Annotated in this window: 19 protein-coding genes; 17 read left to right on the forward strand and 2 right to left on the reverse strand. The window is 39.5% G+C overall.

Features of this window, described 5'->3' with window-relative positions; translation table 11 throughout:
• Positions 1-438: 438 nt before the first annotated feature.
• Positions 439-669: a hypothetical protein gene (locus CSV64_RS12110; RefSeq protein WP_099634795.1), complete on the reverse strand. Its 231-nt coding sequence runs from the start codon at positions 667-669 to the stop codon at positions 439-441.
• A gap of 232 nt (positions 670-901) precedes the next feature.
• Positions 902-1,285, reverse strand: coding sequence for a helix-turn-helix domain-containing protein (locus CSV64_RS12115; RefSeq protein ID WP_099634796.1), 384 nt, complete (start codon positions 1,283-1,285; stop codon positions 902-904).
• A gap of 821 nt (positions 1,286-2,106) precedes the next feature.
• Between CSV64_RS12115 and CSV64_RS12120 the strand changes: the two genes are divergently transcribed.
• From CSV64_RS12120 to rsmI, 17 genes are all read left to right on the forward strand, one after another.
• A complete protein-coding gene (locus tag CSV64_RS12120; RefSeq protein ID WP_099634797.1) occupies positions 2,107-3,579 on the forward strand; it encodes a polysaccharide deacetylase family protein in 1,473 nt (490 codons plus the stop codon).
• 18 nt (positions 3,580-3,597) lie between these two features.
• Positions 3,598-4,917, forward strand: a complete 1,320-nt coding sequence (locus CSV64_RS12125) for a nucleotide sugar dehydrogenase (protein ID WP_099634798.1) — start codon at positions 3,598-3,600, stop codon at positions 4,915-4,917.
• Positions 4,918-4,932: 15 nt separating this feature from the next.
• Positions 4,933-6,729, forward strand: coding sequence for a glycosyltransferase family 2 protein (locus CSV64_RS12130; protein ID WP_099634799.1), 1,797 nt, complete (start codon positions 4,933-4,935; stop codon positions 6,727-6,729).
• A gap of 32 nt (positions 6,730-6,761) precedes the next feature.
• Positions 6,762-8,483 (forward strand): polysaccharide deacetylase family protein, encoded by a 1,722-nt coding sequence (locus tag CSV64_RS12135; protein WP_099634800.1) that lies wholly within the window; start codon positions 6,762-6,764, stop codon positions 8,481-8,483.
• A gap of 114 nt (positions 8,484-8,597) precedes the next feature.
• The gene (locus CSV64_RS12140) at positions 8,598-9,791 is read left to right on the forward strand and encodes a helix-turn-helix domain-containing protein (RefSeq protein WP_143565206.1); all 1,194 of its coding nucleotides are present in this window, start codon (positions 8,598-8,600) and stop codon (positions 9,789-9,791) included.
• 72 nt (positions 9,792-9,863) lie between these two features.
• Entirely contained in the window at positions 9,864-12,425 is a 2,562-nt protein-coding gene (locus CSV64_RS12145) for a winged helix-turn-helix domain-containing protein (protein WP_099634802.1), read from the forward strand.
• 37 nt (positions 12,426-12,462) lie between these two features.
• Positions 12,463-14,928, forward strand: a complete 2,466-nt coding sequence (locus tag CSV64_RS12150; protein ID WP_099634803.1) for a winged helix-turn-helix domain-containing protein — start codon at positions 12,463-12,465, stop codon at positions 14,926-14,928.
• A 108-nt stretch (positions 14,929-15,036) separates the two neighbouring features.
• Positions 15,037-16,461, forward strand: a complete 1,425-nt coding sequence (locus CSV64_RS12155; RefSeq protein ID WP_099634804.1) for an aminotransferase class I/II-fold pyridoxal phosphate-dependent enzyme — start codon at positions 15,037-15,039, stop codon at positions 16,459-16,461.
• A gap of 15 nt (positions 16,462-16,476) precedes the next feature.
• Positions 16,477-17,118: a dTMP kinase gene (tmk, locus tag CSV64_RS12160; RefSeq protein WP_099634805.1), complete on the forward strand. Its 642-nt coding sequence runs from the start codon at positions 16,477-16,479 to the stop codon at positions 17,116-17,118.
• 53 nt (positions 17,119-17,171) lie between these two features.
• Complete coding sequence (locus CSV64_RS12165; RefSeq protein WP_009499399.1) at positions 17,172-17,501, forward strand: cyclic-di-AMP receptor; 330 nt, start codon at positions 17,172-17,174, stop codon at positions 17,499-17,501.
• Positions 17,502-17,518: 17 nt separating this feature from the next.
• Positions 17,519-17,959, forward strand: a complete 441-nt coding sequence (locus CSV64_RS12170) for a YaaR family protein (RefSeq protein ID WP_099634806.1) — start codon at positions 17,519-17,521, stop codon at positions 17,957-17,959.
• A 68-nt stretch (positions 17,960-18,027) separates the two neighbouring features.
• Positions 18,028-19,038 carry a DNA polymerase III subunit delta' gene (gene holB / locus CSV64_RS12175; RefSeq protein ID WP_099634807.1) on the forward strand — a complete coding sequence of 337 codons (1,011 nt, stop codon included), beginning with the start codon at positions 18,028-18,030 and terminating at the stop codon, positions 19,036-19,038.
• Complete coding sequence (locus CSV64_RS12180) at positions 19,031-19,858, forward strand: PSP1 domain-containing protein (RefSeq protein ID WP_099634808.1); 828 nt, start codon at positions 19,031-19,033, stop codon at positions 19,856-19,858. The genes holB and CSV64_RS12180 overlap by 8 nt, the downstream gene beginning before the upstream one ends.
• Positions 19,859-19,871: 13 nt before the next feature.
• Complete coding sequence (gene yabA, locus CSV64_RS12185; RefSeq protein ID WP_099632507.1) at positions 19,872-20,231, forward strand: DNA replication initiation control protein YabA; 360 nt, start codon at positions 19,872-19,874, stop codon at positions 20,229-20,231.
• A 55-nt stretch (positions 20,232-20,286) separates the two neighbouring features.
• Positions 20,287-21,030: a tRNA1(Val) (adenine(37)-N6)-methyltransferase gene (locus CSV64_RS12190; RefSeq protein WP_099634809.1), complete on the forward strand. Its 744-nt coding sequence runs from the start codon at positions 20,287-20,289 to the stop codon at positions 21,028-21,030.
• Positions 21,017-21,280, forward strand: coding sequence for a GIY-YIG nuclease family protein (locus tag CSV64_RS12195; protein ID WP_085132302.1), 264 nt, complete (start codon positions 21,017-21,019; stop codon positions 21,278-21,280). The genes CSV64_RS12190 and CSV64_RS12195 overlap by 14 nt, the downstream gene beginning before the upstream one ends.
• A complete protein-coding gene (gene rsmI, locus CSV64_RS12200) occupies positions 21,280-22,155 on the forward strand; it encodes a 16S rRNA (cytidine(1402)-2'-O)-methyltransferase (RefSeq protein ID WP_099634849.1) in 876 nt (291 codons plus the stop codon). Before CSV64_RS12195 ends, rsmI begins: the two co-directional genes overlap by 1 nt.

Raw genomic sequence — 22,155 nt, forward strand, 5'->3', positions numbered from 1 at the left:
ATTTTATTAAACATACAGTATAAAGAAATTGGCGTTCATTTAGGTTGAGGGATGGATTTAAATTCACTCCACCCCAACATTTGATTTAGAACCATCATTGGTATTGATTTATTGGCTCAATAAGTAAGCTGATCACTTCTTTGGCTATGCATATCCGCTCAATGAAAACCGATAAGTGCTCTATCAGCCCACGTACCCGCTCAATAAACCACAGGATACGCTTCTATCACCTCGCGTCGCAACCCGCTCTCTTATTATATTACGCCAACCAATCTACCCCACAGGCAGCAGCCAATCATCTACTTTCACCATCTACTTCCTATAAAAAGCTAGAACATACTAAATCACCGCGACAATACACAAAAGAATCCATGTCGGAAAGCCCATGGATTAGATAGCAAATATTTCTATTCAATTTAATTGAAGCGGGCTAACTAATCATACGGAGTAGTAAATATCGTCTTCGCTTTCGTAGCGTACAGTAATGCAATGCCCATTGTCCGATTGGAACTTAAGTGCGGTAGTGTCTAGATCACCAGTAAGTATTGAAAACGAATGTCGGTCTTGTTGTGTGGGTAGACGAGAGTAGTGGATGATATCATGAATAAGAGAAGACATCTCTTCGTACGACGTAAAAACATAATACTCATTAACCATATAAGCCGGCATACTGCTCAACTCCTAAATAAATAGAATGAAGACTCGAGCGACAGGAGGGGTAGCAAACATCTATCTATTCAGCAAGTATTAAAATACTGTCTTCAAAAGATAAAGCGTGAAGTATACTATATGCATCAACAAGCATACTCGTGAATAGAAAAATCATTCTACAGTTATTATATAGTAGAATGACGTAAAATACTATTGAGTATTGTAAGAAAATTGAAATTGGGTGAAAAGATTATTTTTTCAAACTATACATTGTTTGCATGAAAGCTAACAATGCATTTTTATCTGCGTCCGATAGCTTTATGCCATTAAAGAATATTTGTTCTTGCAATAAATTCTCTAGTTCAAGTACTTTAGACGACATATTATTTTTTGATGAAGAGATAGCTTGATCTATTGTCTCATTAGGCAGGTAACCAGCCAATATTAGTAACTCATTTTTGTCTGCCTCTAATGCCGCTGCTAGTGCGCAAATCGTTTCACGAGAAGGGTTGTATCTACCTTTTTCCAATGAGGCGATGAAGGAGTAGCTTAGGTTAGCCAGGTCTGCTAAATAACGTAAAGTCATTTGTCTTTGTTCACGTAATTTCCGTAGGCGTATTCCAAATTCATTCAAATATATCCCCTCCTTAGCTATTGGTAAATTATTATTAAAGAGTATGTACTACTATCATAACCTATATATTGATAAATAACAGAAATATTACTGTTATTTTTTTTAGGTAAAAAGACTATTCCTAAAAAAATATAAAATAACACTATAAATAACTTTGAAAGGCTATATTCCTAGTGAATTGAAGTTAAAAGGACGGTTATATAATCTACTACTAACAATCCATGTTTTATGCTATATAGTCATTTTACACGTTTTTTATATTTACTACTATACTCCATATCCCTAAGTTTAATAATTGATTGTGTAGTGTCAAACATATTTAAAATAACTAAAGAATATAAAAATTTGCTTTGTATTTCATACTAAAACAGTTGGCGGAATTAATAAATAAATGTGTTGACAAAAAGAACAAAACATCATAATATGTGTTGTAAGGCTAAACAAAAAGTTTTTTTGCTCTATTTGTTTAGAAAAACAACACAAGCGTAAGTAATAGAAAGGAGATAGTAAATAACTTGGTTGTAATTGAAAACTACTTTGGAATATGTAAATGGCAGTTTTACAGTCGTCTGTATTTACTAGGTTCATATTCTGGTTCCAATGGAGTGCTAATCATGTTAGGCATGAATGATAAGCAGTGCATTGAAAAGATAGTTATAAGTTTTGTAACGTAAATCTAATGTACTTATAAATGAATATAAAAGCATTTCCTATTAGCGTGAGTCGATTAGAATGCTTCATACAAACTCTGCACCATGTAATTATTTATTATGTCCAACGGTATAAAAATTAGCATGATACGGAAAGTGTAGGTGTTGAGAATGCGTTATGAATATCAAGAATCTTATAGTCTTAGAAAATTTAAATCTACTTCACTTTTGTTACTTCTTAGTTCTTTATTGGTGATAGGTGGATGTTCACCATTATTTGGTGGAAAAAAGAGTAGCAATTCAGCCGCTGTTGCCTTAGCCAGTGAAAAGGTAGATCCATACATGGGGGAGAAAAGTGAAGTTCTTTCCTATGTGTGGACTACTAGAAAGGAAGTATCACTCACTTTTAACGGTATGGCGGATAAAAAAACGATGATTTTACTTTTGGATGCACTAGAAGAAAATAATATGCCAGCTACATTCTTTTTGCCGGGCATACGGGTAGCAGAAGAGCCGGAAATCGCCAAAATGATTTTGGAACATGGTCATGAAATTGAAAATAATACACTAAACCAAAAGGATCTTCGCAATATAAGTTATGAGCAACTGTATAAAGAAGTCAAACTCAGTAATGAAGTAATTCGAAATGAAACGGGTGTATCGCCTCGGTATGTCAGAACAAGATCAGGTGAATACAATGAGGATCTTCAAGCCATAACTGCACAGCTGGGTATGGATGCGGTTATTAATTACACGATCAACCCGCGTGAAGGGGATATGCAGGAAGCGAAATCAATCGGAGAATATATTGAAAGATATATAACACGCGGGTCAATAATTTCTATGCATACGGATATTAATCCTGAGATTGTTGGTGCTATTCCGTATATCGCAAAAGCCGTTGAAAAAACAGGTTATAAATTAATTCCACTAAAAGAACTAGTTGATAGAGGTACCAAGCGTAAACCACTAGAGCAAATTGCAGGTTATGATCGAATTAAAATCAATCCAAACTATAAAGGTATTAAACCAAATATCTTCTACGATGCCCCTACAGAAGATAAAGTGATTGCACTGACATTCGACGACTGGGCAAGCGATTACACAGTATCAAAGATTCTCGACATCTTGAAAGAGGAGAAAGTACCTTCCACTTTCTTTTTGATTGGTAAAGGTGTAGAGAAGAATCCAAACTTAGCACGCGCTATTTATGAGCAAGGCCATGAAGTTGCAAGCCACTCATACAGTCATCAAGTAGTAACTGGAATGACACCGGAAGAACTGCAAGAAGATTTAGTTAAAGCGCATCAAGTCATTACTGAAGCGATACAAGCCAAACCGACTATGCTGTTTCGACCTGCAACTGGTGAAATAGATGAAAACACAGCGAAAATTGCCATGGCTACAGGTTATAAAAGTATTGCATTGTACGATGTCACACCATTTGACTGGGATACAGCAAATGATGCAGATGAGATCGTTAAACGTATTCTCAATAAACGCGGAGAAGGAAGTGTCATAGTACTTCATATCTTGGATGGTACGCAGACGATTGAAGCACTTCCTAAAGTTATCCATACATTACGCGAACAAGGCTACACATTTAAACATATGACAGAATTGATGCGAATGAATAATAACTAAAAGATGGAGATGGTATGAATGACGAATTCATTATACGAGCGAATCATGTATAAACAAGAAAAGATTGCAGTGGTTGGTTTAGGTTACGTCGGACTACCGGTAGCTATCGCGTTTTCTGAAGTGGCTGATGTCATTGGTTTTGATGTTAGCGAAAAGAAGATTGATCAGTTATTTGCTGGAATTGACGTGACAGGTGATGTTGGAGATGAACGAGTCCGCGATACGAGCATGCTATTTACCTCTAATGAAAAGGACTTGCAAGACGCCAAGTTTTTCGTCGTGGCAGTTCCAACGCCAATTCAGTCTGGAAACCTTCCCGACTTAAAAGCTCTCCAGTTAGCCAGCCAAGTGGTAGGACGAAATATGAAGAAGGGTTCAGTCGTGGTTTATGAATCAACTGTATATCCCGGAGTTACAGAGGAAGTGTGCATTCTTGAACTCGAAGCCGCATCCAACTTGAAATTTGGCACGGATTTTACAGTAGGCTATTCGCCGGAGCGCATTAATCCAGGCGATCAAATCCATAGACTGGAAAACATTATTAAAATTGTTTCTGGCAGTGATGAGGAAACTCTAAATACTGTCGCAAGTGTCTATGAAATGATTATCGATGCTGGCGTATACCGGGCGGAATGTATCAAAGTAGCGGAAGCAGCAAAAGTTATCGAAAATGCACAGCGGGATATTAATATTGCTTTCATGAATGAACTCTCTATGTTGTTTAATCAAATGAAGATCGATACACAGGCGGTATTGCGTGCAGCAAAAACGAAGTGGAACTTCCTACCATTCTCTCCGGGATTAGTAGGCGGTCACTGTATAGGAATCGATCCCTATTATTTAACGTATAAAGCAGAGGACTGCGGATACCGATCTAAAATATTACTTGCAGGGCGTCATATTAATGATTCGATGGCAGCATATATTTCCCAGCAAATCCTCAAGATTCTTGTGCAGCAGAAGGTGAATATGAATACTATCAAAGTAGGTGTATTAGGTCTAACTTTTAAAGAAGATTGCCCTGACTTTCGGAACACAAAAGTACTCGATATCATCAATGAATTAAAAGAGTATGGAATTGAACCAATTGTCGCAGATCCACTGGCAGACCCTCATGCGGTAAAGGAACAATGCAATATTACACTTGCTTCCATAGATGAGTTCAAAGACTTGCACGCAGTGATTGTAGCTGTACCACATGAAGCATATAGAGGACTCACATTGGAAGACTTCCAAAGAATGTTTGAAACGGAAACTACTCAATTACTGGTAGATGTTAAGGGGATTTATAATAAAAAAGAATTTCAAGATCAGAATATACGGTATTGGAGTTTATAAGAAAGGTGTGGAATTATGGTGAAAGAAAAATCAAATGCCAAAACAATAACTAGACACACTAATGAATCGACCCTTCTTCCGAATATCCCAATAATGCAAAGAAATGAAGAAGGTCAAATGGTCGAGACCATTCGTCTGTTGAAAGATTCCTACTCATGTAATTTCAATGTAACAATGAGAAACAAAAAAAGCAGTAGCAAAATGAAAACGAAAGCTATCGAAATATCTAAAACAGAGCTAATTGTAGACTTCGATCCGTCCATGAATTCACTGAAGGCAGGAGATGTCGTCAACTTACGTTTCAAAATTCCTGAAGGGACGATGGAGGAAGGTTACGAGTCCACGGTGAGGATTCGAGGAACAGTTACTTGGCAAGAAGTGAAGACGTCGAATAACGAAATCACTTGGAAAATGGTCTTCGAATTCGTCGAATCGCTGGATTCTTACTTTCAACGAACGAAGTGGAGATTTATCACGACCTTCACACTTGCCAGTCTCTTACTTGTGGCATTTTTTATCGTATTAATGCGCTTTGAAAGTCTAGTTTATTTTAAATTTAATAAGTTCATTTATTTCTACAGTCTGATTGCAGCTACGTTTTTACTAACTCGGTATATATTTGGTGCATTCTATAGGAATGTACCAATCAATTCAAATTACCGCCCAGGTGTTTCCATTATTATTCCAGTATTTAATGAAGAAGAATGGATTCATAAAACGATATTCGGTTGTCTAAATCAAAACTATCCAATCGATCAGCTAGAGGTAATTGTCGTAGATGACCAGTCTACCGATCTCACGGTTGAAAATATCTGGAAAGCAGTCGAAAGGCTAGAACAAGAAGATGAGGTATACAAAATTAAAGAACGTTTACAAGTATACGTAATGCCGAAAAACGGCGGGAAACGGAAAGCTTTAGTGGATGGTGTAGCAATGGCCAAACACGATCTCGTCGTTTTTGTAGATTCGGACAGCTTCTTGGAGCCAAATGCTATTTTGAATTTAGTTCAGCCATTCCAAGATCCTAAAATGGGTGGCGTCTCAGGACGGACGGATGTTGAAAATAAATATACAAACAATATTACTAAATTACAAGTCGTGCGCTACTACATCGCATTCCGCGTCATGAAAGCCGCCGAATCATACTTTGACTGTGTCACTTGTTTATCGGGTCCACTGTCTTGCTATAGAAAGTCTTTGATTCTTAAGAATCAAGAGGATTGGCTTAATCAAACGTTCTTAGGGCAGCCAGCAACATTTGGAGATGATCGCAGTATGACCAATTATATTCTACAAACACACCGCACGGCATACCAAGATAAGGCAATCTGTTCGACAGTTGTACCAGACAAATTTGGTGTCTTTTTGAAACAGCAAATGCGCTGGAAACGCTCTTGGTTACGTGAATCACTACGAGCGGGAACATTTATTTGGAGGAAAGAGGTATTCATGGCTCTATTCTTTTACGTGGGACTGATTGTACCAATCGCAGCACCGGTTGTCGTACTGTACAACTTAGTCTATGTGCCGCTGTTTCACGGTATAATCCCAACAACCTTCTTGATGGGATTATTCCTTATGGCCTTTATGATGAGTGTCGCGTACTTGTTCTTTAGGAAAAGCAGTCTGTGGATTTTCGGATTTGTCTTCGTTTTGATGTATGAGGCTGTTCTTTTATGGCAGATGCCTGTTGCGTGGGTAACGTTCTGGAAATCTACTTGGGGAACGCGCGATACACCACAAGATATTGAAGCGCGTGAGAAGAAGTTGGGGAAGAAGCTGAAAAAAGATCCTCTAACTATCAAATCATAACTATATGAGTTTGTAGACAAGGAGAATGACATATGAAACGAAAAAGTAATGAAATATTAGATTATGAAAAGAAGAATCGACGGAAAGTCAGACGATCAATTTTTCAATTGGGTATTTTATTGGTTATTGTTTTCCTTGTGTTCCAAACGTTTGTCGAAATAAATCATTACGATGCATCGAATACTAAAGATTGGAAGAATAAGAGAGGATTTATTGCTCTTTCATATCCAGGTGTATCAAGGGATGGATCAGACTCACTGTTTGCAAAAAAACAATTGCAACGACAGCTAGAAGCGTTGACAAACCAAGGATACGAAACCATTTCTCAACAAGATATTCTCGATTTCTACAATGACAAGAAACCGTTACCTGAGAAAGCATTGTTCCTTGCCTTCGAAGATGGACGTACAGACACGAGCGTATTCGTCAATCCATTGTTGAAGAAGTATAACTACAAAGCGACATTACTTTCTTTTGCCAACAAATTAGACGAGAACGATAAGCGGTTTCTTCAACCTTCACATCTAAAACAGATGAAAAAGAGTGGCTTTTGGGAATTGGGTAGTAATGGTAACCGTTTAACGTACATCAACATCTTCAATAAAGAAGGTACATTCTTAAATATTCGTGATGATGAAGAAGTACTGAGTAAAGACGAAATTGATTCGTACAATCACTTTTCAATGGACTTCATCCGTGATCAGTACTTGATTCCAAGTGAGAACCGGGTAGAGATGGAAAAACGCATTACAAATGACTATCAAGAGATGCGCGATGTGTATCAACGGAAATTGGGTGCAATGCCTGGTGTCTACATGATTATGCATGCCAACGGTCTGTACAATTCAGCGAATAAATTGGTTACTGAAGTCAACGATAAAGAGATTAGAAAAACATTTAATATGCACTTCAATCAAGAAGGGGATGCATATAACACAAAAGAAAAAGAGTTATATAACCTCACCCGCGTCCAGCCAAAGACATCTTGGTCAACGAATCATTTACTCATGAAGATTCTAAGTGATACAAATCAAGAGGTGGCTTTTGTAAGAGGTAATGAAAACCAAGCTAAGCAGTGGAAGGAAATTGAGAGCGCGGCGGAGTTTCGTGATAATACGATTACTCTAACGTCGAAAGCAAGAAAGCATGGAAAGCTGGTACTGACAGAGAGTACTAACAAGGATATTCAGTTCACAGGAAAAGTGGGAGGTACTGCTGAAGGCCAACAATCCATATACTTACGACGAAGTAATAATGGCGATTCTTATATCAAAGTTTCATTTGAAAACGATCATCTTGTGATTGAAGAAAAGGTAGCGGGACAGTTGAAAGAGTTACTTGAAACAAAACCGATACCGAAAGCCACAATGGAGCAAACAACAGATCAAACAGCTTCACAAAAAGAAGACAAAGTGCAGCATGAAAAATTACTTAATGAAAAAAATATAAAAATTGTACTTCAGGATCATAAATTAAACATCAAGCTGAATGACAAAAATATTGTTAACAATCTGGTCGTCAATCAAGGGATCGGGGCTGGAAAGCTAGCACTAGGTTCTACATGGGTGCCAGGAGATTTCAATGATCCAATTCATGATGCGCAGTTTAGTGATGTTACAATCGCTTCCTTGCCGGACAGTGATGTTGTGCAGACGACATTGTTTACAAATGAAATACAAAAGCCACAGCAACTCATGTATACGTTTGTTGGATCAATCAAGTCGGCAATGAATTGGGTAGTTGATAATTTCTAATAACTGGCACGAACTGAAAAGGCGGAGATTTCATTGCTTACTAATAAAAGAATATTACTCATTGTAATTTCCTGCTTCCTTTTTAGTGGATGCCAGGAAAGGAAACAGCAAACTATGGATTTATCAGTTCTAGACGAATTAGAATTTTCAGCTTGGGTGACGGAATGGCAGTGGCAAAGTGGTGTGGATGACCTCCGACAAGTTAAAGGTCTGGATAGGGCGCAGGTTTTTGCAGCCTATTTTGATGAAGAGGATCACGTATATTTACGGAACAAAATGGACGATGCCATTGATGCTATGAAGAAACTATCAAAGGAACGTAATATACCTCTCGATTTAACGATTGTAAATGATCAGTTTCTACCTGATGGAACGGTCGTTCACAAAGATTCCGAGTTAATTAGCCGCTTGGTAGAAACGTCAGAAAGTCGCAAAAAGCATATTAATGATATTTTGGAGTACATCGGTGCCTATCAGTTTGAAGGCTTAGAAATAGACTATGAAAATATAGATGAAGAAGATCTGCCAAACTTGCTTCAATTTTATAAAGAACTATATGACGTTCTTCTAGCACAAGGCAAGTCATTGCGTATTATATTGGAACCTAATTTACCCGTCGAACAATACAATTTTCCAATAGGACCTGTCTATGTCATGATGGCCTATAACTTATTTGGTGGACATTCAGAGCCCGGCCCAAAGGCAGATGATGATTTCATCCGTAAAGTAGTGAATAAAATGGATTCTCTTCCTGGGCAACCGGTTATCGCACTATCGGCTGGCGGTTTTAGTTGGCAACACGGAAAAGGTGAGACAAAAACCCTTACTGAGACAGAGGCAGAAGATCTTTCCAGGAAAAGTAAAGATTTACCGAGACGAGATCCATCCAGTGGCGGTATGTACTTTGATTATCAAGATGAACACGGCGATGCGTTCACTGTTTGGTATGGAGACCAGCAGACTTTGTATCAATGGATGAAAGTTGCAGCTGAAGAGGGACAAATGAGGGTTTCCCTATGGCGTATGGGTGGAATGAAAACATCCACATTAGAATTTCTAAATAAGGCAGTCAACTATAAAGCGAGAGTGAGAGGAGAAAACGAGATGTTTGCCAATCATATAAAAGAACTTAGGAAACAAATGAACCTGACGCAGGCTGAACTGGCTGAGCGGGTGGGCATCGGACGTACAGCTTTATCCAAAATAGAGAATGGAGCTTACTATCCAAGCGCCAAGACAATGAAGAAAATCTCCGACGTACTCAATAAACCAATTGGTGAAATATTTTTCAACACAGATATTTCATAAAGGTGCGCAAGTCCAGTATATATATTTGAGCCTAGGTGTGAGTCATAAAGCAATCGAAGGGAGAGAAGATTTGTGAAAGTACATGGAGCGGATGTGAAAATCAAAATGCCTATTGCAAACGAAGGAATAATAATGAGAGAAGATATAGAAATTCCTATTCATGCGAAACGGGTGCGACTTACTATTGTTTGTGCGCCAAAGGGGTATGGAAAGACCATGTTGCTGTGTAAATCATTCTCTAAAACAACAAATTCGACGGCTTGGCTCACATTAGACGAACTAGATCATGATCCAGTTCGATTTTGGACTTACGTGATTATCTCAATAGAGAAAAGCGGGAGTGGGATCAATGTAGAAAGGCTATTATCTTTCATCGAAACAAGCCCACCTTATTCTACGTTCATCGATATGCTGTTAAATGAACTCAGTAACCAACCAAGAAGAACTACACTTATTCTAGATGATTATCATATGGTAACGAATCCTGTCGTTCATAAAATGATGAACCGATTCATTGAGTATTTACCACAACACGTAAAGATTTTCATGACAAGCCAAAGTGAGGTACCACTAGACGTTTCCAAGTGGCGGACAAAGGGCTGGATTTACGAAATCGGTATCGAACAACTACAGTTTCAATTGCACGAAGTCCGGGATTTTTATGGTAAGCGTTCACCACAATCGATACATTCAAGGTTTTTCTATCAGCAAGTATTGCGTATTACAGATGGTTGGCCTTTAGGTCTTCAATTAATAAGTCTAACTGGATCAGAAGAGATCCTTCAATGGGAAGCAAATGATTCCTCCATCTTATCGCCTGTAGTGGCAAATTACTTACTGTATGAGGTCGTATCCAGTCTCACCCCCTCTATGCAAGATTTTCTCATGCGTACATCGGTACTGAAACAAGTAACACCTGAAATTTGTAATCAAGTATTAAACCGTAATGATAGTGAAGACATGTTGAGAGAAGTTGAAAAGAGCGGTCTGTTTATTAATCGGTTGACGAACAGTCCACTGGCATACAGATACCATGGTCTTTGGTCAATTGCCTTACAAAATGAAATGCATCGGTACTTTTCAAAAAACAGTATAACAGAAATCTATGCTAAAGCAGCACATGCTCAATATGGACAGGGAGACTATGCAACAGGAATTGAGTTGGCAATTAAAGGAGAATTATTTGATGTAGCTGATCGTTGGATTGAAGAGAATTTGGTAAATATCATTTTATCTAAACAGACCGATATGTTTGCACGATGGGTCATAGTGCTACGTAGAAGCTCTTTCGATCTCCATGTGGAAACACTTGCAGTATATGCATTCAATCTAGCTTTACAGTCCGAAATAGAAAAAGCGGGATCGATTATCCGAGAGCTCGATCGTAGGCATGAAAAAACGTGTTGGAAGGAGGAAGCCTTATTAGAAGACGCCTCGTTGATTTTAGATATTGCAAAAGTGCTTATGTTGTTTACACAGTATAGACCAATAGAAAAAGAAGTCTTCTATTTAAAGAAAAGCATTCATAATCAATCATTTCCTGCTGATTCCAGATGGAATAACATTTCGATGACCTATAACCACTTTAAACCGCAATTGATAAGAACTTGTTTAGGTAACAGAGGTAAGCTGAACTCCATCAAACAACTGTCTACATTTAATGATGTTTTGCAAAGCAATAAATTCCATGCTCATAATCTTGCAGGATACAGTTATGGTCTACAAGCAGAAGTGTTCTACGAAATGAATCTATTATCCGAATCCGAGCAATATGCTAAAAAAGCCATGGAATATAGTTATCGTCAAAGTGATCCAGGTTTGTCTGTACCAATGTATATTTTGCAAGCTAAAATTTATTTGGCCAATAAGCAGTTTATTAAAGCTCAGGCCATATTGAACAAAGCAATAGAGTCAACAGTTACCACTAACTGGCAATGTATATTAATTACAATGAAAGCTTTAAGTTATATTCGAGAAGAATCCTTCGATCAAGCAGAGTTTGAGTTGAACAAATCATCTAATTTAATCAATTGGCAAACAGCATCTGGTTTGGTGTTTGGGATGCTTGTACAAGCAAGATTGCATATTGCAAAAGGTAATATACGAAAAGCACTTTATTATATTGATCGAGTTACGCAAGTAGCTGAGGAAGAATCTCATATGACAACTACTATTGAGGTAAAGATACTGCGTTCAATCTGTATGTGGAAAAACAACAAAAAAAGGCTAGCAATCGATGTACTTCATGAAGCGTTAGAATTGGCAGTGGAATCAGGCCATAAACGCGTGTTTTTGGATGAACAGGCTTTGAATCCATTGCTTATGAGGTATATAAAAGATCGAATGAAGTTTGAACAACCACAATGGAAAACAGTTCCGCTTGTCTTTGCCCAGTCGTTACGGACGGATCATATCGCCCGCCCATTAGCTACTCATCACAGTAGTAAACCGAATTTGACTCCACGCGAGGAAGAGTTGATTAAGGCACTTGCAACTGGCTTATCCAACAGAGAGATTGCGAAACAGCTATTTCTTTCAGAGGGAACCGTAAGAGTATACTTATCGAAAGTCTATAAGAAACTCAATGTTAGCTCGCGGATACAAGCAGTACTGCAGGCCAAAGATTGGCAGTAGAACAAAGTAAACTACTATCAATAAGGATGTGATGGTCATGGTTGTATTATTAGCCTCAAAAATAAAAAAACCCGTACTGCATGAAGAGTGGATTAACGGAGAGAATATGATCTCTGTTCAAAAGGAAGCGTTGCAATCAAAGGTACTGTTCATTACTGCTCCAACAGGTTATGGAAAGACGATGTTTTTAACTCATTGGTCGAATAAATTGGATGAAAACGTTGCATGGTTGACGGTCGATAAGACCGATAATGAGGCAGTTCACTTTTTTCGGTATATCGTCTACACAGTCTACTCGGCGTGTAATTTGCTACCACAGGAGAAACTACAGCAGAAACTGGCCAATGCAGACCGTAATGAACTGGACGTAATGTGGGATTTCTACAAAGCACTAGGCAGTGTAATGACCAAGCCGGTTCGATTAATTATCGATGATTTCCATCATATTACTGCTCCAGAACTCTTGGGAATGATCCAGTATTTTGTAATGGATCTTCCAGAATCATTGAAGATTTGCTTCGCAAGTCGCCATCTCCCTCCCTTTACACTAGCACTTTGGAAATCCTTATTCACTGTTACTGAAGTTAAGAAACAGCATTTACGATTTACAGTTGAAGATATGAAAATATATGTCAAACATCAACCCCAACAGCAACAATCAATGTGGAAGAAATATATTCAGACAGAAGGTTGGCCTGCAGGATTACGAAACGTTCTGCAGTCTCAAGATACGTGTGATCAGCTACAATCTGACCAGCATCAACAACACTCTATGAATGTTTTAATGAATGATTTATGGAGTGAATTTTCAAGTTCGGCACAGAATTTTCTCTTAGCAACATCGATTCTAGACATCATGGATCAAAAAGTATGCGATGCATTACTAGAAACTAAAGAAAGCCTAATTCATTTACAAAATCTAGAGGAAAAGGGATTCTTCATTGAAAAGATTACACAAAAAGACACATATTACCGTTATCATCCTCTTTTCGCAGTAGCATTAAGGCAAAGCTTGCAAAAAAACTATTCAAAGGACTTTGTATTAGAACTGCATAAAAAAGCATCCGGCATATATTTCCGGCAAGGTGATATTGTGCGAGCAATTACCCATGCATTGATAGGAAAGGCGTATCCACTGGCAAGCACTTGGATGATGAATCATGGTGAAGATATTATAAAGAATCGAGAAACTTCAGCTTTCATTTCTTGGTGCCATGAATTTGAAAAAGCTCATATTCCATTAGGCTTAGATCTTCAGCTACTATATGCTTTTTCTCTTCTAGCCGAGCATCAAGTGGATGCAGCGGATAATATCGCAAAACAAATGACATCGAAGGAAAATCGAAAAAAATGGGATGCTTTTACCTTAAGAAGTCAATCTGCGGCATACGATTATTTCTTAATTAAGTCCTACATCACAATCATTCAAATGGGTGGTGTAACAGAAGTAGGGCGGTGGCTGCAAAAAGGATATGATCTTCATGTAGAGAAGAGCTCCAAGCTATTTTTCATGCCAATTCAGTTTAATAAAAAGGAGCCTATATTATCACGAACACCATTAGGTTCTTATAAAAAGGTGGCAAACTGCGAATACCAGCTATTACGACTGGACCGACAACCTTGCCTAGGAAATAAACTTTCCATTATCGGTTATTATCACGGAATTCAAGCGGAAACATTGTATGTGAAAGGCTTAATGAAAGAAGCTAGAGAACACCAAGTAGAAGCACTTCTTTTAGCTCATCATTTCCAAGATCCAGGTCTGCTAATTCCTATGTACGTGCTAAGTTGTAAGCTGTATATGGCAGATGGCGAGATAGAAATAGCGCATGGAGCGTTGAAGAGTGCTTTGTCTTATACAGAAGATAGTTACTGGAAAAGGTTTTTATATGCTTCCGAAGCACTCCTCTACTTGAGGCAAGATTGTCTAGAAGAAGCAGATGCTGCCTTCTTGAAAGCGCGGGAGGCTAACCTGGAGGGACTTCCACAACATCCATTTATCACACTTATAGAAGCAAGACTATTGATTATGAAAGGGAAATGGGAAGAGGCATTGAAGAAAGTAATACAAGTGAAAATCGAAGCGTTACAGGAAGGGCAAACCGAGACTATCGTCGAAGCGATGATCTTGGAGAGCTCGTGTTACGCCCATCAAGAACACTGGCTAAAGATGACTCAGTCATTACATGATGCTATGACTTATAGTAAAGAATACGATTATACGCAATTATTCATGGAGGAAGAGAATATAGAATTAATGTTAAAGGGATATGTAAAAATTCGTGAGCAACAACAGTATATGAATTGGACCCAGGTCCCCTATTTCTATGTAGAACGCTTAGTACAGGCGACATTAGAACAGAATCCAATCCTAAATCTTCTGACACCACTTGAACGAGAAGTAATTTCATCTCATGTATTAGATAAACGCATAAAAAAAGACAGCCAGAAATTCTTCTTTAACGAAGGAGAGTGTACGTATCTACTTGACTTCGATATATGAGAAATCAAATGTAAGATCACGAACACAAGCTATTTTAAAAGCGATTCTCCTTTACTCAGGAGTGTCGCTTTTTGCTATACTAAATGAAAGTAAAGGAGTGCGTAATAGATGAAGTATCAAGATCGTCCACTTGTGCAAGCCTTGCAGAACTTTCATGACCGGAAACCTGTATCATTCCATGTGCCCGGACATAAAGGTGGCGCATTATCCAATTTGCCAGTTGCTGTGCGTCAAGCACTCGCCTACGACTTGACGGAGCTTACAGGACTTGATGACTTGCATGAACCGTCAGCAGCCATTAAAGAAGCAGAAGACAAGTTGGCATGTCTTTACGGTAGTGAACGGAGTTTCTTTCTAGTGAATGGTTCGACTGTTGGAAACCTGGCTATGCTGTATGCAACCGTTCGACCGGGTGACTTAGTAATGGTACAACGCAATGCACATAAATCGATATTCAATGCACTGGAACTGACAGGGGCCAACCCGGTGTTTCTATCCCCAGATTGGGATGAACTGACACAAACGGCTGGAACGGTATCTTTGAAGACCGTAAAAGAGGCCCTTACACAGTATCCAAATGTAAAAGCAGCCGTCTTCACGACGCCTACTTATTACGGAATACTAAATAAAGATTTAGAACAGATTATAGAAGTGTGTCATAGTTCTAGCATACCGGTTCTAGTTGATGAAGCGCATGGGGCACATTTTATAGTACATGATGCATTTCCAACGAGCGCACTCGAACTCGGAGCAGATCTGGTCGTTCATTCAGCGCATAAAACATTACCCGCGATGACTATGGCCTCTTTTTTACATATACATTCGCAATTTGTGAAGATGGAAAGAGTCGCACATTACCTCCAGATGTTACAGTCCAGCAGTCCATCTTATTTATTGATGGCATCTTTGGATGATGCAAGGTATTATGCAGAGACATATGATGAAAAAGACTTTGAAAGCTTTCAATTATATAGAAGGAATTTAATTCGAGATTTGTGCAACATGGCGGGCGTTGAAGTAGTGGAAACTGACGATCAACTGAAGTTACTCATACGCGCAACAGGTCATACGGGGTACGTCTTGCAAGAGGCCTTGGAGCATCAGGATATTTATCCGGAGTTGGCCGATCTATACCAAGTGTTGCTTGTCCTGCCTTTAGTGAAAGTAGGGGATGGAAAACGCTACATTGACGTGGTGGACAAATTTAAGGTAGCGATGAACTGCTTAGCGGAGAAAAAAACTACTTCAGTGCGGATCCACAACTATTTATCAAAGAGTTCTCCGTCAACGGTAGTATATACAGCAAGTCAGCTTCATACGATGGATATGGAATGGCTAAACATGCAGAGCGCCACTGGCAGAGTGGCGGCGGATGCGATTATTCCGTATCCGCCAGGCATTCCACTTTTATGTGCAGGAGAGCGTATTAGCCATGAACACATGGAACAAATAGATGATCTATTAATGGCGGGCTGTAGATTTCAAGGAGCAATTAATAAAGAGACGAAACAAATAAAAGTAGTTGTTGAATAGATAGGGGATAACAAGATGGCAGGATTATTCATTAGTTTTGAAGGACCAGAAGGGGCTGGCAAGACGACTGTATTGCAAGAAATTGCAGAGCGCCTAAAAGCACAAGGACAAGATGTAGTCATGACACGAGAACCAGGTGGCATTCCTATAGCAGAAAAAATCCGTGAAGTCATTTTGGACTCAAACCACAGTGCGATGGACGGTAAGACGGAAGCGTTGCTGTATGCAGCTGCGCGGAGACAACATTTAGTAGAGAAAATCATCCCTGCACTCAAGCAGAATAAAATCGTGCTATGCGATCGTTTCATTGATAGTTCATTGGCTTATCAAGGGGTTGCACGTAAACTTGGCATCAACGAAGTTCTGGCAATCAACTTGTTCGCGATTGAGGAATATATGCCGGATTGCACCATCTTCTTCGATGTGCCGCCCGAAGTGGGGCTAGCCCGTATATGGAAAGATCAAGAGCGTGAACAGAACCGTCTAGATTTGGAAAAACTGGAGTTTCATGAACAAGTGTATAAAGGCTATCAAGAAGTAATGCTTCGGGATGAAGGGCGAATCCAGGTGGTGGACGCACAACAATTACCAGCACAAGTAATTGAAAATGTTTGGCAAATTGTAAGTTCAGAAGTCAACTTACATAAGAATTCATGATATAATAAAAAAGAAACATGTTTTTATAAGAAATCGGAAAAGGGGAGAGTACATTGAAACTGATTGTAGCAGTGGTACAGGACCAAGATAGTAACCGATTATCTTCTGCATTGACTAAAAGTGATTTTCGGAATACAAAGTTAGCCAGTACAGGTGGATTTCTTCGCGCTGGTAACACAACGTTTCTAATGGGTGTGGAAGATGAGTTAGTCTCCAAAGCACTGGATTTAATTCGTGATAATTGCCGTTCCCGCGATCAAATGGTCGCACCGGTTTCACCAATGGGTGGTAATGCGGATTCATATATTCCGTATCCAATTGAAGTAGAAGTAGGCGGAGCTACTGTATTCGTCTTGCCAATTGAACAGTTCCACCATTTTTAATCTAGAGGTGAATGCTGATGAAAGTCAATGGTGAATACCGTACAGGGATGGATAAGTTACCGCCTGACCCTCTTCGGCATGCACAAGGTAATGCCAAGTTTGGACAAATGGTAGAAAAACAAGGATCTCGTCTGCAAGGAGAACAGATCGCACGGTTGTTTGGGGATATCTCAAGTGCGGGGGATCGACTCGCTAGGTCCCGGAATTTACGTGATATGGCGAAGTACAAGATGTTGATTAAACGTTTTTTGAAAGAAGCGGTAGATTCAGGTATTGAGCTAACACAATCTCATACATGGAACCAATTCGGTGAAGGCCGCCGATTAAAACTTGTCCAAACAATAGATGAAAAACTAATCGCGTTGACGGAAGCACTGTTGGATGAAGAAGCGTCATCCATTGATTTACTCGCCAAAATAGGTGAAATCAAAGGTCTTCTGATCAATTTATATACGTGATCCCGTGCCGCACTCACATGTAGCACGGGGTTTTTTGCAACATCTTTACTAACTAAGGAGGAGCTTGCATGTCACAGAAGTTGCACGACCATGCATTGCAGTCTCAGAAGCAGGTTATTGATAAATTAACTATGATTCACCGAAGACAGCGTATTGGACATGCCTATATTTTTGACGGTTCAAATGGGGCTGGCAAAGAAGCGATTGCACAATATTTCACAAAACTGCTATTATGCATGAATCCGAAAGAAAATGTTCCATGTGAAACATGTCATTCGTGTAAACGTATAGAATCGGGTAACCATCCGAACTTAGTATGGATTAGACCCGACGGACAGGATATCAAAAAGGATCAAATGTCCGAATTAATTATGAAGATGACGAAAAAAGGGTATGAAGAAGGACGAAAAGTATATGTGATTGTTAATGCGGAAAGAATGAATGCTTCGGCAGCCAATACATTGCTGAAATTCCTAGAAGAACCTGAAGGAAGCGTCACAGCTATTTTACTTACAGATTCTTATCCATCCATTTTGCCGACCATTCAATCACGTTGTCAGCGAATTTCACTACAGCCAATGAATCGCCAGAATAGTATTGAAAGTCTTGTGGAAAAAGGAGTTACAGCCTCTATGGCATCTACTGTAACGATGATGACAGCAAATGTCGAAGTAGCTTATGAAATGGCTCAAGAAGATTCCTTTGTACAGAGACGGAAATTAGTGTTAAAATTAGTAGAGGCAATCGAACAGAGAACTCCGGGTGAGGCATTGCTGTTCATTCAGACAGATTGGATGCCTTCCATGAAGGAAAAAAGTGATTGTGAACAAGGACTCGATTTGCTTCTCTTCGCATACCGTGATATTGTGGCGGTAAAAGCAGGGTTGCAGTCGACGATATCCTATCCCGATCAAGTAGAAGTCTTCACAGGACATTCTGTCAAAAATACTTATAGCAGTTTAACTGTTAAAATAGATGCCGTCTTGCAGGCGAAAAAACGATTGCATCAAAATATGAATCGTACGCTTTTACTAGAACAATTGGTGCTTACTATGCAGGAGGGGTTATTGTTTGTTTAAAGTCGTAGGCGTCCGCTTTAAAAAGGCGGGAAAATTATATTATTTCGACCCATTGGATATGCCGATTGAAATTGGTGACTATGTCATTGTGGAAACCGCGAGAGGCGTAGAGTACGGTAAAGTAGCCAGTCGAAGTAATGAAATAGATGATGAAGATGTCGTTTTGCCATTGAAAAAGATCATTCGTCTTGCAGATGAGGGTGATCGTGAACGCGTCAAAGAGAATGAGCAAGAAGCTAATGAAGCATTTGATGTCTGCGTAGAAAAAATTGCGGAACATCAATTAGATATGCGTTTAGTAGATGTAGAATATACATTTGATCGTAATAAAATTGTTTTTTACTTCACTGCTGAAGGTCGAGTAGACTTCCGCAACTTAGTGAAAGATCTCGCTGCGATTTTCCGGACGAGAATCGAATTGCGCCAAATCGGTGTGCGTGATGAAGCAAAAATGCTAGGCGGTATTGGTCCATGTGGTAGAATGCTTTGCTGTTCAACATTTTTGGGTGATTTTGAACCAGTGTCTATTAAGATGGCGAAAGATCAAAACCTTTCATTGAACCCATCGAAAATTTCTGGTCTGTGTGGTCGCTTGATGTGTTGCTTGAAGTATGAAAATGATGCATATGAAGAAGCGAAAGCACTCATGCCCGATCTTGGTAAACAAGTAGTTACACAGGATGGAGTAGGGAAGGTAGTCGGACTGAACTTATTGGAGCGTGTGCTTCAAGTGAATATGCCGGCATTTGAACGAGTAGTGGAATATGCGTGGAGTGAGATTGAGGATTTACAGAAAGAAACAGCTCAATTGACTAAATGATGAGGTGGAACAGTTGAAAGAAGTGAACTTCCTTGACAGGGTAATGGATTTTGAACAACAGTTGGATTCTATGCAAAAACAATTCAGGGAACTCATTGGATTTGTTGCAAAGATGACTGAAGAAAACCACTCGCTTCGTCTGGAAAACCATCATCTACGAACGCGACTCGATGAAATCGATAAGATTACACAAGAAATAGAAGAGGCCGCGCGTGATGAACGTCCAAAGAAGCTTGATGTGGGCGAAGGCGTAGACAATCTGGCTCGTTTGTACAATGAAGGTTTTCATGTGTGCAATGTCCACTATGGCAGCAGTCGTAAAGGCGAGGATTGTCTATTCTGCCTGTCATTCTTAAATAAACAGAACGGTTGAGAGGTCAATTCCTATTTTTAGGTATTGGCTTTTTCTTTTGATTGAAGGAGTGTAGATTGTGAACCTACAAAGTGACGAACGATTGGATTATTTATTAGCAGAGGACTTGCGGATTATTCAAAGTCCTTCCGTTTTTTCCTTTTCACTAGATGCGGTGCTGCTGGCGCGTTTTGCCTATATGCCGATCCGTGGAGGCAAGATTGTGGATTTGTGTACGGGGAATGGTGTAATCCCATTGTTCATGAGTGCTCGAACAAAAGGTGAAATCATCGGTATTGAGTTGCAAGAACGGCTAGCGGATATGGCACACAGAAGCGTAGCGCTTAACGGTCTCGAAGAACAGATAACAATTGAACATGAAAACGTCATAGGGATTGCAAAGAAAATTGGTTACGAAGTATATGACACCGTAACATGCAATCCGCCTTATTTCCCGGCAAATGAAGCAAGTGCTAGAAATAAAAGTGAGCACTATACGATCGCTAGGCATGAAGTGGAGCTAACATTAGATCAAGCAGTGAAATCTGCAAGTGAATTATTGAAGCAAGGTGGAAAAGCGGCTTTTGTCCACCGGCCTGGCAGACTTCTCGACATCATTACATCGATGAGACAGTACCGTCTGGAACCAAAGCGCATTCGTTTTGTCTATCCGAAAGAAGGAAAAGATGCGAATACACTGTTAATTGAAGCAATTAAGGATGGAAAACCTGATCTGAAAATCCTACCTCCTTTATATGTCTACCGCGAAAATGGGGAGTATACAGAAGAAGTGAGGCAGCTATTGTATGGAGAAGAATGAACACTTCTTCTATGTGCTGACATGTAATGATGGATCGTATTATGCTGGATATACGAATGATTTAGAACGTCGCTTGCGTGTACATAATGAAGGAAAAGGTGCTAAATATACGAGAGGGCGCTTACCTGTAAAGTACATTTATCAAGAATCGTTTGAAACGCAGCGACAGGCGATGCAAGCAGAGTATCAGTTTAAGCAATTGACCAGAAAACAAAAAGAACACTATATAAAAAAGGAGCGGTCCACATGATTACGTCACAAAAGAGTGCCGAAGCAACAGAGTTCGGGAAGCTGTTCATCGTAGGCACACCAATCGGCAACCTCGAGGACATGACATTCCGTGCAGTCCGAATCTTACAGGAAGCAGATTATATTGCGGCGGAGGACACGCGTAATACGATAAAATTATGTAATCATTTTGAGATTACTACACAAATGATCAGCTATCATGAACACAATACACGTGTGGCGGGAGAAAAGATTATAGAACTCCTTCAAGAAGGGAAGGATATTGCTATTGTCAGTGATGCAGGAATGCCGTGTATTTCAGATCCTGGTGCAGATCTAGTGGAATTGGCTATTGAACAGGGAATTGCTGTCGTTCCTGTTCCAGGACCGAACGCAGCCATTACAGCATTAGTAGCATCAGGTATTACACCACAACCGTTCTTGTTTTTTGGCTTTCTATCGCGTCAAAAGAAGGAGCTGAAAATCCAGCTCGAGAAATTACAGCGCTATGAGGAAACCTTATTGTTTTACGAAGCCCCTCATCGTTTAAAACAGACACTGCGTGGCTTAGCAGAACAGTTTGGGGATGAACGAAAGATTGTAATGGCCCGCGAATTGACGAAGCGATTTGAGGAATTCTTGAGAGGGACAATTGCAGAAGCAATTGAGTGGGCAGATTCCAATGAAATTAGAGGAGAGTTCTGTTTGGTCGTGGAAGGTAATCAGGACATCCAACAGGAAGTTGCGACTGCCTGGTGGACAGACTTGTCAATCAAGGAGCATGTTGAACATATAATAGAAGAAAAAGAAATTCGTTCGAAAGATGCGATAAAAGAGGTAGCCGATCTTCGCGAGGTAAGTAAACGAGATGTTTATCAGGCATATCACGTAGAATAA

The organism is Sporosarcina sp. P32b (genome assembly GCF_002743335.1).
Lineage (GTDB): Bacteria > Bacillota > Bacilli > Bacillales_A > Planococcaceae > Sporosarcina.